Origin of the sequence: Acinetobacter sp. WA-87, from assembly GCF_039938935.1 — a bacterium.
Lineage (GTDB): Bacteria > Pseudomonadota > Gammaproteobacteria > Pseudomonadales > Moraxellaceae > Acinetobacter > Acinetobacter seifertii.
In genome coordinates this window covers 772,198-786,668 of the sequence record NZ_JBDUVF010000001.1, presented here as the reverse complement: position 1 = coordinate 786,668, position 14,471 = coordinate 772,198, and the positions used below count along the sequence as shown (strand labels likewise).

Genomic DNA, 14,471 nt, shown 5'->3' with positions numbered 1-14,471 from the left:
GGAGGTCTAATGCATACATTAAAAACAACTCCTCTGTATTACGGGAAAAGTCCGGCGCGCGGTGATTTCTTAAAAACAAAGGGGCAATATGCCTTAATACAGGTGCTTGACCAGTGGATTACAGAAGCACTGGAGTATGCAATGCAATCTACTACGTTCAAAGAGGCATATGGTACGTTGCCTCCATTGGACTTCTTTATTGCAAATCCACAAGAGAATATGTTTTTAGCTGCAAATTTACTGGCGAGCGAAGACAGTTCAGGTCGAGCTTTTCCAATGGTACTCAGTCATTTACTTGAGATTGATTTACCATACGAAAATTTATTATATGCACCTTATAGTTATAAGCATGTTTTAGTCGATTTATTTCAAAATAATCGTGCTTTAAGAGGTATTAAAGATTCTGACTTATTATTTGGTAAGCTCAATCATTTACCAAATCAAATTCAAGTCTTATCTGAACGTGAATGTATCGGTTTTTATGAAAACCATACAATGCACTCATTTGCTCAGTTAATGAAGCTGAGTATTTATGAATTAGCTCAAAGTATGATTGGGCTAGGATTATTACTGCAGCCAATTTTACAAAATGGAACCAGTCGCTTAAATAAAGTGCTGATTTTGCCGATTAATAATCCTGCTTATTGTTATGAAATAGCAGCATTCTGGGTCAGTATCATTTGTCGTTTTTTAAAACAACATAATACTGAAGTCTTGATTGGATTGTTACATCGAGAGCAGCCAGTATTATTCTTTGGTTTTCAGGGTGCGGATATTTTAGCTCTTAGCGATATTTTTACTCAGAATATGGATAGTAAACATTGGGTTTCTTTAATAGAAGCTCAATGGATTGATACTTATTTGGAACAAAATGCTGGTTTAGCTACGCTAGAACAATCTTTATGCCAACGCCAATTAAGTTTAAATCAAGGTTTAAAACTATTTAGACAGACTTTTTTGGGTGAATAACAATGAATCAAAAATATCAAATTAAACTTTCACAATTAATAAAAGGCTGTTTTATTTATGCGATTGCAAATTATGCTTTAGCACAGCCAATTGTTGTTGAAGGTGTCGTGCCAAATGAAGCGAGTAAACAGGCTATTTTAATGAAAATGCAGTCTGTTTATGGTGCAGACCAAGTGGTAGATAAAATACAAGTTCGACCAGTAGCAGCTCCAAATGGCTGGAGTGATTCTGTAACAAGAGTGATTACACCAGATCTTAAAAAAGTTTCTCAGGGTAAATTAAGCGTTAACGGTACGCGATTTGAACTGACTGGAAAAATGCTAAATCCTACAGAAATACAACCAACTATTCAGATATTTCAGGGTTTAGTACAACCACCATATCAATTATTTTCACAGCTTTCTGTAAATCAGGCAGAGCAGAAAGTCATTGATGATGCTTTGAAAAATCGAATTATTGAATTTGAATCTGGTAGTGCCGTGCTCACAGATGCTGGCCAAAAAATTCTTGATGAAATGGCAGTTGCTTTAAATAAAGTTGGCGGTAAAAAAGTCAAAATTGTAGGACATACCGATAGTTCTGGAGATGCGACTAAAAACTTGAAACTCAGTCAGGACCGTGCATTAGCAGTTAAAAATTATTTGGTGAGTAAAAACATTCCTGCTGATCATTTATCTGCAGAAGGATTGGGTTCTTCTAAACCTGTAGCGGATAATACCTCTCCAGAAGGAAGAAAGAAAAACCGTCGAATTGAGTTTACCGTTTTATAAACATAAGGAGAAGAATATGGCTAGCCCTTATATTACGATTGGTTGCCCAACGACAGGTGGAGGGCAAGTCATTTCTGGTAATAGTGCATTTTTAATAGATGGAATTGCAATTGCGTGTGTAGGTGATAAAGCAACTTGTCCGGCGCATAAAACGGTTTCTACGATTGTTTCTGGAGATCCAAATATGCAGGTCATGGGAAAATCAGCAGCAAGAGTAAATGATTCATTATCTTGTGGTTGTAAATTATTACCGAAACAAAGTTTGGTTAATCAAGGATAGCAGAGGATATATCTTTTCACTTAAACTATTAACTTGAAAAGATATATGTACTAATTAAATGTTCTTAATGGTATTAGATTTTTTATATAGAGATAAGAAATCGAACAAATCATATTAATGATTATGATGCTAGGTTATTTGTCGGATAAAGCTAAATTTTGGTAATATACGGGCATTATGATTTTAAGTATTAAATTATTTAAAAATATTGAGAGTAATGATGAGTAGTTTAAAAATTTTAATTACAAAACTTTCTACAGTTGCGCGCACTGCTTTAGAAAAATCAGCTAATGCTTGTGTTCTTCAGCAAAACTACGAAATTGAAATTGAACATTTATTTTTAGAGCTACTTAATCAGCCTTTAGAAAATGATTTAAAAATTTTATTAAAAAAATATAAAATCTCAGCTGATGCCTTGGCAGATGATTTAAAAGAGACAATCTCTCAATTACCAAAAGGGAATACACGTACTCCAATTTTTGCCAAATCAATTGTGCGTTTATTTGAGCAAGCTTGGTTACTGGCTTCAGCAGAACAAAACCCTGTCATTCGTAGTGGTCACTTATTGGTTGCAGTATTAACTGCACCAGATTTATATCAAATCGCAACAAGAGCTTCGAGTTTATTTGATCTTTTACCTATAGATTCGATGAAACATAAGTTTCTTGAGATTTGTGAAAAGAGCGTAGAACAACAAGAAGAAACTAAAACCTCTTCACAAGAAGAAAATGAGTTAGAACAAGTCGCTACTCCAGCTGTAAAAACTCAAAAAACACCAGCTTTAGATCAATATACGATTAATTTAACTGAAAAAGCGAAGAATGGTGGAATTGATCCTGTTATTGGGCGTGAATTTGAAATTCGTTTAATGCTCGATATTTTAATGCGTAGACGCCAAAACAATCCGATTTTAACTGGCGAACCAGGTGTAGGTAAAACAGCTGTAGTTGAAGGGCTAGCTTTAAAAATTGCTCAAGGTTTAGTGCCTGAAGCTTTAAAAAATGTACATTTGCATGTTTTAGATATGGGCCTTTTACAAGCAGGTGCAAGTGTTAAAGGTGAGTTTGAAAACCGTTTAAAACAAGTGATTCAGGAAGTTCAGGCTTCGGCTCATCCTATTATTTTATTTATTGATGAAGCACATACGCTTATTGGTGCAGGTGGTCAAGCAGGGCAAAACGATGCTGCTAACCTTTTAAAACCTGCTCTTGCACGTGGTGAGCTACGAACGATTGCTGCAACAACATGGGCTGAATATAAACAGTATTTTGAAAAAGATGCTGCCTTAAGCCGTCGTTTTCAGGTCGTAAAGGTTGAAGAGCCGACCGAAGAAGTTGCTGTTGATATGCTTCGTGCAATGATTCCAGTAATGCAGAAGCACTTTAATTTACAAATTGATGATGAAGCAATTATCACAGCTGTACATGCTTCTCATCGCTATATCAGTGGTCGTCAACTCCCGGATAAAGCAGTAAGTGTTCTTGATACTGCGGCAGCACGTGTAGCGTTGACCCAAAATGCACAGCCAGTCAAACTTGATCAATTGAAGGCACAAGAACATAATTTAAAGCTTGAGCAACAGATTTTGGAAAATGAACATCGTCAGATTCCAATACATCATGAACGATTAGAGAACCTGAAAAATCATTTAGAGTCTTTACAAAATGAGATTCAAGAGACTCAAGAACAATGGCAAAAAGAATTAGAGCTAGTTCGTAAAATTCAGGAATTAGAAGCGCAAAGCCATTCTAATGAGTCTGAAGCCTACGATCAGATTAATTTAATGCGCAAAGACCTTGCTGGTCTTCAAGGTCAACAGCCATTAGTTTTTGAGCGCGTAAATTCTCAAATTATTAATGAAATTATTTCTGATTGGACCGGTATTCCTGTTGGGAAAATGGTAAATGATGAAATTAAGCAAATTTTAACGCTTGAAGATAAATTGGGCGAGCGTGTAATGGGCCAAGATTATGCACTTACACAATTGGTTCAGGGTATTAAAACATCAAAGGCTAAATTAGAAGATCCAAATAAACCTCAAGGTGTATTCCTTTTAGTTGGCCCTAGCGGGGTGGGTAAGACTGAAACCGCAATTACCTTAGCAAATGAGCTATATGGCGGTGAGCAGCATTTAATCACGATCAATATGTCTGAATATCAAGAAGCACATACGGTATCTTCACTTAAAGGTGCACCTCCAGGATATGTGGGCTATGGTCAAGGTGGTGTGTTAACCGAAGCAGTACGCCGTAATCCTTATAGTGTTGTACTACTCGACGAAATTGAAAAAGCACATAGCGATGTACAAGAGCTGTTCTACCAAGTATTTGATAAAGGTACTTTAGAAGATGGTGAAGGTCGCGTTATTGATTTTAAAAACACGACCATTTTATTAACTTCAAATGCCGGTTCAAGTGCAATTATGCAGGCGTGTTTAAATCAGCCTGTTGAAGAATGGCCTACAGCAGAAGAATTAATCGAACACTTAAAACCAAGTTTATATAAACAATTTAAACCAGCCTTTTTAGGGCGTATGAGAGTTGTGCCATATTTCCCGTTGCATGACGATTTATTGGTTCGAATTATTAAACATAAATTGGGCAAAATTACCGCACGAATTGAAAAACAATATGGAACAGAAGTCCAATATTCAGATGACTTGGTTGAGTTGCTACTCAGCCGTTGTACTGAAGTGGATAGTGGCGCCCGTAATGTCGATAACATCTTAAATTCGACAGTTTTACCTGCTTTGGCAACTGAAATTTTGGTAGCGCTAGCAGATCAAAAATTGCCGAAAGTGATCATGATTGATGCGAAAGATGATGAAATCCAATATTTATTAGATCCAGTGGCGAAGCCTGCTAAAAGACGGACTAGTAAAAAGTTGAAATCAGAAGTTTAAAATTAATAGAGCCAAAATTAGATGAGTATTGATATTTCTGAACTGCTTAAACCCATTAATGACAGCTTACTTTGTGGAGAGGATTATTCATTTTCTAATGAATTTCACGAAATAAAGAAAGCAAGAACAGAGGACGATCTACTATTAGATCAGGGGGATTGGGTTGCTGAGCGGAAACAGGCAGACTGGGATTTTGTTGCAAAGAGCGTAAGCACTTTGCTCACAGAAAAAACCAAAGATATCCGTCTATTAACATGGTTAATAGAAGCCTGGAATCATCTACACGGCTTTGAAGGTATGGTAAAGGGTTTAACCTTAACCCATACCATGCTGAACCAGTACTGGCAGGATATTCATCCAATTATTGAAGATGATGATTTGGACCAACGTATTGGTTTATTACAAGGTTTAATTAATCAGTTGCCTGGTTTGTTGAAGAAAGTCTCTTTAACTAACACAGTGCCTTATTACAATTTGCTTGATTACGATAATTTTCTATATCACGAGAACATTCGTCGTAAGCAAACTGAAGATTACGACAGCCAATCAGGCCCATCTGAATTGGAACAATTTGATCAAGCGATCTTTAATACGTCTAAAACCTTTCAATATTCAAATTATCAAGAATTTACTTCAGTTTTAACTGAATGGAATGTCTTAAAGCAGACGCTTGATCATTTAATGGGATTGGATGCACCAAGTTTTGCTTCAATTGATTCTGCATTTGAAACAATTCACAGCACTTTACGCAAGATTTATAAAGCAGAGGCTTTTGGTGCTGGGCTTGCCCAAACCCAAGAACAGGCCGCTGTGATCATGACTCCATCTATGGGAAATCAAGTGCCTGTACAAATCGTATCGGAGCAGCCTATGTTTCAGCCCCAAGCACAAACTCACTTGGCTAACCGTGAGCAAGCAATGAAAGTGCTACAAGAAATAGCCGATTATTTTCAGGCCAATGAGCCACATAGCCCTGTGAGTTATATGCTTCAAAAGACCATTAAATGGAGTCAAATGCCATTACATGAATGGTTGGCACAAGTCATTAAAGATGAAAATCCATTACAAATGGTTCAGGAAATGTTAGGTGTACAGCCTAAAAATGAATATGAATAAAGATTGGTAAAGACATATGTTTAAAGCTGAAAAAGTCCTGTGGGGCGAAGGTTTATTTTTAAGACCTCAACATTTCCAAATTCAAGATACTTATCATGAACAACGCTTAAATCACACCGTTCGCGCTGTTGTACCATTTTCATATGGTGTTCAAAAACTCAGTTTTGATGAAGCACAGCTTAGTACGCATATTCTTGCGCTTGAGTCGGTAGAAATGATTTGGCAAGACGGTGAAATATACCAAGCACCGGCTTATGACTTATTACCTGAACCAATTTTGCTTGATGAGCTTAATTTACGTGGTGAGATGGTCATTTATTTGGCATTACCATTATTACAAGCCAATAAACAAAATTTAATCGATCAAAACCAATCACAGAAGGGACGTTATCAATCGCATCTTGTGGAGACTCATGATCTTTTCACAAATGCGACAGAAGCTGATATCAGCTTGTTACGCCGTCGAGCTGTGTTTAAATTATTAGATGCAAACAGCAATCCTGATCATAATTTGGATGGTTTCCTCTATTTGCCAATAGGTAAAATCAAACGTCAGAGTTCAGGTGCTTTTGAAATTGACCGCAAATTTATTCCACCTATTTTGCATGTCGATGCATCTGAAACATTGGTTTCGAATTTAAAAAGAACATTGAACGTTATTAAGGCAAAAATTAAAACCATTCAAACCAACAACCGAGAAAATGAACAGAAATTAATTGAATTCCGTTCAGGTGATATCGTTTCGTTTTGGTTGGTCAATGCTTTAAATACTGCACATGCTGGTCTGAACCATTTCTTACAATATCCGCAAATTCATCCAGAACGATTGTTTTTTGAATTATTGCGTTTAGCAGGCTCATTATTAACTTTTTCGACAGCTTATGAAGTCGATCAGTTACCTGCATATAAACATCACAATTTGCAAGAAAGCTTCACCCAGCTCGACACCATTTTGCGTGATTTATTAGACACCATTATTTCTAGTCGTTATATCAGTATTGCACTTAAAGAAATTCGACCTTCATATTGGGTGGGAAGTCTTGAGACAGATAAGATTACTCGTGACACAAGACTTTATATAGCCGTATCAAGTAGTGCAATGCAGACTCACGAGTTGATTCAGATTGTACCTCTACGATTTAAAATCGGTAGTACGCTGGATGTTGAGCAGCGTGTTGTTGCAGCATTGCCGGCCATTCCATTACACCACTTAATTCAAGTTCCAACGGCTATTCCGGTACGTTCTGGCGTGAGTTATTTCGAAATCGAACCACATCATGAACTCTATCAGCGCATGCTAGATTCAGAGACGATTTGTATTTACGTTCCAGCTGGCTTCCAAGATATCAGTATTGAGCTGATTGCGGTCATGAACGCTTAAAGATAAAGGAGAGAAAAATGTCACAATCTACAGGTGCTCCTTCTTTATTTGATGATGGGCAAATCGGGACTGGGGGAAATAACAATAGTCAGTCCCAAGCAAAACTGCAGGTAATTAATCTGATCGATTTATTGCACGATGGTTTTTATTTAATCTTTTTGATTCGAAATCAGTATGTGCCAGCTGACCCACAGCGGTTTCGTGAAAAGATTTTAGATTTGCTTAATAGATTTGAACAACAAGCTAAAAAGTTGCAGTTTTCAGCAGATGATATTCATGATGCTAAATATGCATTTTGTGCATTGATTGATGAAACAATCGTGACCCAACAAGACCCAAGCTATTTTAATTTGCAAAATGCTTGGTTGATTAGCCCGTTGCAATTGAGCTTATTTGGTTCTCAATTGGCGGGTTATCAGTTCTTCGAAATATTAGAACAATTGCGAAGCCGTGGAAAAGACCGTTTAGCTGCTCTTGAAGTATTTCATTACTGTCTATTATTAGGTTTTCAGGGTAAATATCGAATTGAGTCTATCGAAAGCTTAAATCATTTGGTTGCACGAGTAGGCGACGAAATTGATTATTTAAAAGGTAAAAAAGTTGCTTTTTCGCCGTTCTCGGCAATTCCAGATCAGATACGAAATATTATTCATCGCGAATTACCTTTTTTCTGGATTTTGATTTTCTTGTTGATTTTTGCATTACTTACTTTCGCGGGTCTAAGATTTATGCTCAATAATCAAAATGATAAAGCATTATCTAGCTATCAAAATGTGATTTCTGCCCCACAAGAGCAGGCACATATTACAATTTATTTACCTTGATGATGGAACGAAATGGCTCAGGAAAAACCAACTTCTATTCGAGTTTTGCAATCGAATAAAAAAAAGTCGAGATCACCAGTAATCTATATCATCATTGGTATTATTGCAGGGGTGTTTGTAAGCATCTCACTGTTCCTGTTCTTGTCTCAACCGTATTCGTCAGAACCTACAATTGTTGAGAATAAATCAACTCAAGATCAAGAACGTGATCCAGTATTAATGACGAGCTCCTCTACACATGAGCAAGCTACAAATGGTCAGCAAGAACAAACTGATCCAATGAGCCATGATGGTTTTGAACAACCTAAAGAAAATGAACTGAGTGGTATTTTTAAACCTGCTCCTCATAAAAATGTGGCTCCAACAACTCAGCAACGTGTTTCACCTTTTGATGCACAGTTAACAGGTGAACGGGTAGCACCTAAGCAACAAGTTGTGGCTAAGCCAACTCAACCCATACACCCAGCTCAGCAAAAACCTATCGCTCAACCTAAGGTAGTTCAAGCTAAACCTGTTGAAGCTAAGCAAGCTCCAGCTGAGCCAGAAGCTGAGGCGGAAACACCAAAAGCATCGGTTGATATCAAAGTGACTCGCAGCCCGTTTGCGGTGAATTAGTAAATTCATGATGATTTTTCTAATTTTCTTTTGTTTTGCCTGCCTTGCTATAGGGCTGGCATTTTTAATGTCTTACGAACTCAGAAGTAAGGGTAGAACATTTGTTCTATCTTTATTACCTCAAGGGCGTCGACAACTGAATCAAGTACGGCAATTTGCCCAAACCATGAATCAGGCAGCTGCACCTGAAAAATTACAATCTCATTGGCATTTGCAACAATGGTGGATTGTAATTGCAGGATTTTTTTTATTTGCCAGTATTTTAGTTTTTGCCTTTACTCGCCCAATTAGCTCAACTCGGATTGAAGCCGAATATTTGAAAAAAACTGATCCGCAAATTTATGCGTTATTAAATGGAGAAATCTTATCACCACCGCCTGAAGTTGATGAAGGTCTGATTGAAGCGGCAATTGTTGAAGCGACGCAATTAGAACAGCAATATGCTTCTCAAGACAGTGGTGCAATTAATTCTTCACCTATTGATAAAGCAAGTTTCGATGGTCGTGCAATTTTAGATACCAACATGGTCAACCGTAAGTGGGACAAAATGAACCCACGCTATAAGCAGCGTTTACTCATGGTCTTTAAAATTATGAAAGAGCAATATGGTTATGAACTTGTTTTGCTTGAAGGTTATCGCAGCCCAGGCCGCCAAAATATGTTGGCAGGCAACCCGAATACCACCAAGGCAAAAGGGTATCAAAGTTATCATCAATTTGGTTTAGCGGCAGATGTAGCATTTAAACGAAATGGTAAAGTTGTTATTTCTGAACGTGATCCATGGGCTATGCAGGGGTACCGACTGTATGGGCAAGTTGCAGAGTCAGTTGGACTGACATGGGGGGGGCGCTGGAAATCTATACAAGACTATGGTCATACGGAATATAGAATGCCTGGTTTGAGGAAAACTCAGGAAATGGCGGAAAAATTAATTGCTGAAAGCTTAAATGAAATAAGTTAAAAGCTTAAGAGAGCGATTCGAAACGATCGTGCAATAAAGTAGTCATCTTATCAGCAAGCTGGGAAATCAACCCAGCTTTTTCCCATGTGTAAATTGAAACCACCATAGGTGAAGCTTTGCCTAACGACTTATATTTACGTACACGACGACCTATAGTGGTACTTACAGGGAGTAAAGATATTCCTAAACCCGTTTCAACACTCACTAAAACACTTTCTAAACTACTGCCTGTAAAAGCAATATACCAACGTCTTCGTTCACGTTCTAAGGTTTCAAACATTTCGTCTCGATAAAGTCCTCCTTGGGGGAAAGTTACTAAACGAATTGGATCGGACATCGGTGTGGTGGTATTTTCACTTTCAAACCACGCCATTTCTTCTGGAAAAGATGCATAACAATCAGCACTAGCGGCTGGTTCTTTTACAATAATAATATCCAGCTCACCATTTCGATAACGCTCTGTTAGGTTACGGCTTAGGCCAGAAGTAACATCTAAACGAATAGACCGATGGGCTTGTGCGAACATGCCGAAAATTTCTGCCATAGCGGTACTCATCATATCTTCTGGTAAGCCAATCCGAATAGTAATACTACCTGCTGGATCTTTTAGAACGGCCTCTGCTTCTTGTTGAAGTGTCAAAATCCTTTGAGCATAACCAATTAAATATTCACCTGAGGCAGTCAATTGTAAAGGTCGTGATGTGCGATCAATAAGTGAATGACCAACAGATTCTTCAAGACGTGCCAACTGCTGACTAATCGTTGATTGTGTCAGATGTAACTTATCAGCAGCGGCGGTAAAACTGCCACTTTCAAAAATAGTCACAAATGCACGAAGAAGACGAGGGTCAAACATAAGAATTATCACCAACTAGGCAAAGAACGGAATGCTTAAGTATTTATAATCTTAATACAATTGATTAAATAATTTAATTTCCAAATACTTTTAGGCACGCTTATTCTAGTTCCAAATTGTTCTGCTCTTAAAGTTTACTTAGATTTTTCATAAGTAAGTTTCATATATGGATCAATTTGATCGTTGCTACAGCATGCATGTTCAAGCGAATACTGTGAAATTGAAAAGTTACTTCTTTTAGCAGGTGCAAAGTAGTTGAGGATAAGGGATGAAAGAAAATCAAATGTTTTTACGCCAAGCCATTGAACTTGCTTATCACAATATTGAAAAGGGTGGCAGGCCATTTGGCGCAGTGATTGTAAAAGATGGCCAAGTGATTGCTTCGGGTGTAAATCAAATTTTGACAACCAATGATCCAACGGCTCATGCTGAATTATTTGCAATTCGTGCAGCTAGTCAAGTTTTAGGATCTGCAAACTTAGAAGGCTGCTCTGTGTATGCAAGTGGACATCCATGCCCAATGTGTATGGCTGCAATGCATTTAGCAGGTATCAAAGCAGTTCACTATGCGTATTCTAATGAAGACGGAACACCCTTTGGTTTATCTACAGCTGAAATATATGCTGATCTTGCAAAACCATTTGCTGAGCAGACTATGAAAATTGAATATGTACCCGTTCGATTTGAAGACCGTACCGATCTTTATGTGCTTTGGCAAAGTTATCAACCCAATAAGTCAGGCTCAGAGTAATGAAGCAGTCTGGAGCTTTCTTGGCTAGGCCCATGCTCATCGTAACAGTCGCTTTGGTTGGACTTAATTTAAGACCTTTTATGACGAGTATTGGTCCATTAGTCTCCAGTATTCGGGCAGGAACTGGGTTAAGTCTACAAGGAATAGCTTTACTCACTTTATTACCCATGATGCTGATGGGAATTATTGCCTTTGTTGGTCCAATCGTACAGAGCGTGGTTGGGGAACGTAGCGTTGTTTTGGGCTCCTTACTGACTATTTGTATTGGATGTATACTTAGATTTTTATTTCCTACATCTGAAGGTTTAATTATCAGTGCAGTCGTGATTGGTTTAGGCGTCGCGCTGATACAAGCAGCTTTTCCTGGCATTATCAAAAGAGAGTTCAGCCAATATATTGGACCGATGATGGGCCTTTATTCAGCCATGCTTATGGGCGGTGGTGCAGTAGGCGCATGGTTAGCGCCTGTGGTCTCCAATATAACGGGGTTATGGTCTGTTGGACTGGCTTTCTTTGCTATACCAGCTGTATTGGCATTAATCTCAACATTTATTTTTTTACCCTCTATCGTAATTTCAAATGCACCTCCAGCACCTGTCAAGAGGCTGCTTAAGAAACCTAGAACATGGTTATTAATGCTGTGCTTTGGGCTCGTTAATGGTGGTTATTCCTCGGTTGTTGCTTGGTTAGCACCTTCATTTCAAGATCATGGTTGGAGTAGTGGACAAAGTGGAAAATTGCTCGCTTTACTTGCTTTAAGCCAAGCAGCATCGGCACTAATTTTGCCTATTTTAGCTAGAGACTATAAAGATCGCCGTCCATGGCTATGGTTTACTCTATTCATGCAATTTGCTGGGTTTTCTGGACTTGCATTTGTGCCTGAACTTGCCTCTATTTTATGGGCAATTTGTTTAGGCGTTGGCTTGGGAGGCTGTTTTGCTTTAACACTCATTGTTGCGCTTGACCATTTTGAAGAGCCTAGCAATGCAGGGGCTTTATCTGCACTCATGCAAGGTGGTGGTTTTTTTACTTGCGGCAATACCACCTTGGTTTGTAGCGGCATTACATGATTTTACGGGTGCTTATAAAGCGGGATGGATTTTTCATTTATGTTGTGTGATGCTCGTGATGGCTTTAGTGGTAAGGCTGGCACCTAAAAGTTATCGCAAAATTCGCCTATAAAATATGATGTGATTTGAGAATATGACCTATCTAAAGAAATACGATTTGCATGTAAAGAACATTAAGGAATAATGATAGGATGATACTTAAATTTTTAGATTTTAAATGAATACAACAATATTTGATTTTTATGACGTCTTCTTTGAAAAAAATTGCCTTACTTAAACAAGGCTTAGGAAAAAATAGTCCATTTGCGACAGGGGTAGATGGAACTTTACAAGCGATTGAACATTTAGGATATGTGCAGATTGATACCATCTCTGTCGTTGAACGTGCTCATCACCATATATTGTGGAGCCGAGTGCCTGAGTACGATTTAAGTCATTTAAACAGTTTGGTTCGTGAACGTCAGATTTTTGAATATTGGTACCATGCGGCGTCTTATCTTCCTATAAAAGATTATCGCTATGCTTTACCTGCCATGATGTCGGTTAAGAATGGGGAAAGCCGATATTTTAATAGAGGTGATCAACACCTGATGAATGAAATATTGGCGCGTGTTCGTGCCGAAGGTAAAATTCGACTACGTGATATTGACAAGAAAAATAAAAAAAGTTTAGGGAATTGGTGGAATACAGGTCCGGGTCGCCATGCTTTTGAGCAGTTATATATGCAGGGTGATCTGATGATTTGTGAGCGTAACGGCATGGAAAAAGTCTATGATTTGACTGAGCGTTGCTTGCCTGAAAATATTGATTTAAGAATGCCCACGCTTTATGAATATGCGCAGTATTTATTTAATAATACGCTTCGAGCACATGGGGCTTTCACATGGAAGCAATTAGTTCATTTAAAGAAAAATGATTTAAAAGAGGCTATGCGTGTTGTGCTAAAAGAGCAGGTTGATGCTGGTGTTGTATCAGCGGTTAAACTTGCCGATGGTCAAACCCTGTATGTGGATGTAGCTGCAATAGAACAAAAAGTGGAGACGGATTTTGGTTTAAAAATACTTTCGCCTTTTGATAATTCGCTCATTCATCGTGACCGCTTAACTTCTTTATTTGAGTTTGATTATCGAATCGAATGTTATGTACCAGCAGCCAAACGGGTATTTGGATATTTTTGTTTACCTATTCTTTATCAAGATGAGTTGGTCGGCCGAATTGACTGTAAAGCACATCGGAGTGTGAAAGAATTAGAGGTAATTAGCTTACATTTAGAAAAAAAAGTGAAAGATAAAGAGCATTTCTTTTTCGAGTTAGATCAAGAACTCAAACGCTTCGCAGCATTTAACCAATGTTTAACTGTGAATGACAAGGTGAGTAAGCTTATTCGCAGCAAGAAGTAAATAAATACTATTCTAGTTTTAAAATAAAACACCAAAAGAATTAAGGCTTTTGGTGTTTTTACTTGTTAGGTTAAAGACATACGGTATTCAATAACGCCTGGTTTTTGTGCAATCCAGTCATAGAGTTTTTGAGCTGTATGATTGGTCTCTTGTGTATGCCAATATAAACGGTTGCAGTTTTGTTCAATGGCTTGCTTCTGAACATATTCGATAAGTTGCTTACCAATGTGTTGTCCACGAGCTTCAGGTGAAACATAAAGGTCTTCTAAATAGCAGTAATTATTCTCTGCCCATGTTGAGCGATGAATAACATAATGCACAATTCCTAAAATATGTTCACCTTGTTTGGCAACAGCACAATACACAGGTTCTTTTTCATTAAAAAAACGCTCCCAAGTTATTTTTGTGACGTGAGAAGGTAAATTAACCTGATAAAAATTTTGATAGGCAAGCCAATAGTTTTCCCATTGTGAATAGTCTTGTGGTTGAACAGGGACAATTTTAATCTCTTGATTTTGCATAAAAAGCACACTCTATTTTTAAAGTAATGGAAAATTGACAACTAAAGTGTAGTTT

The 14,471-nt window shown here is 37.8% G+C and carries 13 protein-coding genes and 1 pseudogene; 12 read left to right on the top strand and 2 right to left on the bottom strand.

Annotation, left to right across the window (positions count from 1 at the left end; genetic code table 11):
- Positions 1–9 precede the first annotated feature (9 nt).
- From tagF to ABFY81_RS03735, 9 genes are all read left to right on the top strand, one after another.
- On the top strand, positions 10–969 hold the full coding sequence (gene tagF / locus ABFY81_RS03775) for a type VI secretion system-associated protein TagF (protein WP_022574835.1): 960 nt from the start codon (positions 10–12) through the stop codon (positions 967–969).
- A 2-nt stretch (positions 970–971) separates the two neighbouring features.
- On the top strand, positions 972–1,739 hold the full coding sequence (locus ABFY81_RS03770) for an OmpA family protein (protein WP_004702456.1): 768 nt from the start codon (positions 972–974) through the stop codon (positions 1,737–1,739).
- A gap of 16 nt (positions 1,740–1,755) precedes the next feature.
- Positions 1,756–2,019, top strand: coding sequence for a PAAR domain-containing protein (locus ABFY81_RS03765; protein WP_002048345.1), 264 nt, complete (start codon positions 1,756–1,758; stop codon positions 2,017–2,019).
- 217 nt (positions 2,020–2,236) lie between these two features.
- A complete protein-coding gene (tssH, locus tag ABFY81_RS03760; RefSeq protein ID WP_347913073.1) occupies positions 2,237–4,921 on the top strand; it encodes a type VI secretion system ATPase TssH in 2,685 nt (894 codons plus the stop codon).
- 21 nt (positions 4,922–4,942) lie between these two features.
- Complete coding sequence (gene tssA, locus ABFY81_RS03755) at positions 4,943–6,037, top strand: type VI secretion system protein TssA (protein ID WP_347913071.1); 1,095 nt, start codon at positions 4,943–4,945, stop codon at positions 6,035–6,037.
- A gap of 16 nt (positions 6,038–6,053) precedes the next feature.
- Complete coding sequence (tssK, locus tag ABFY81_RS03750; RefSeq protein ID WP_004702450.1) at positions 6,054–7,418, top strand: type VI secretion system baseplate subunit TssK; 1,365 nt, start codon at positions 6,054–6,056, stop codon at positions 7,416–7,418.
- A 17-nt stretch (positions 7,419–7,435) separates the two neighbouring features.
- Complete coding sequence (gene icmH / locus ABFY81_RS03745; RefSeq protein WP_198071306.1) at positions 7,436–8,242, top strand: type IVB secretion system protein IcmH/DotU; 807 nt, start codon at positions 7,436–7,438, stop codon at positions 8,240–8,242.
- 12 nt (positions 8,243–8,254) lie between these two features.
- Positions 8,255–8,857 carry a hypothetical protein gene (locus tag ABFY81_RS03740; RefSeq protein WP_347913070.1) on the top strand — a complete coding sequence of 201 codons (603 nt, stop codon included), beginning with the start codon at positions 8,255–8,257 and terminating at the stop codon, positions 8,855–8,857.
- 7 nt (positions 8,858–8,864) lie between these two features.
- Positions 8,865–9,818, top strand: coding sequence for a M15 family metallopeptidase (locus ABFY81_RS03735; protein ID WP_019457589.1), 954 nt, complete (start codon positions 8,865–8,867; stop codon positions 9,816–9,818).
- A 4-nt stretch (positions 9,819–9,822) separates the two neighbouring features.
- Here the strand turns inward: ABFY81_RS03735 and ABFY81_RS03730 are convergent, their stop codons facing one another.
- On the bottom strand, positions 9,823–10,674 hold the full coding sequence (locus ABFY81_RS03730; RefSeq protein ID WP_347913068.1) for a LysR family transcriptional regulator: 852 nt from the start codon (positions 10,672–10,674) through the stop codon (positions 9,823–9,825).
- A gap of 268 nt (positions 10,675–10,942) precedes the next feature.
- Between ABFY81_RS03730 and ABFY81_RS03725 the strand changes: the two genes are divergently transcribed.
- The 3 genes and pseudogenes from ABFY81_RS03725 to ABFY81_RS03715 all read left to right on the top strand — a co-directional run bounded on the left by ABFY81_RS03725 (position 10,943) and on the right by ABFY81_RS03715 (position 13,895).
- Positions 10,943–11,425 carry a nucleoside deaminase gene (locus tag ABFY81_RS03725; RefSeq protein WP_347913067.1) on the top strand — a complete coding sequence of 161 codons (483 nt, stop codon included), beginning with the start codon at positions 10,943–10,945 and terminating at the stop codon, positions 11,423–11,425.
- Positions 11,425–12,607: pseudogene (locus ABFY81_RS03720) on the top strand (cyanate transporter). The gene ABFY81_RS03725 and the pseudogene ABFY81_RS03720 overlap by 1 nt, the downstream one beginning before the upstream one ends.
- 130 nt (positions 12,608–12,737) lie before the next feature.
- Positions 12,738–13,895 carry a crosslink repair DNA glycosylase YcaQ family protein gene (locus ABFY81_RS03715; protein ID WP_347913066.1) on the top strand — a complete coding sequence of 386 codons (1,158 nt, stop codon included), beginning with the start codon at positions 12,738–12,740 and terminating at the stop codon, positions 13,893–13,895.
- Between the two features lie 65 nt (positions 13,896–13,960).
- Here the strand turns inward: ABFY81_RS03715 and ABFY81_RS03710 are convergent, their stop codons facing one another.
- Complete coding sequence (locus ABFY81_RS03710; RefSeq protein WP_263613418.1) at positions 13,961–14,416, bottom strand: GNAT family N-acetyltransferase; 456 nt, start codon at positions 14,414–14,416, stop codon at positions 13,961–13,963.
- Positions 14,417–14,471: the final 55 nt, after the last annotated feature.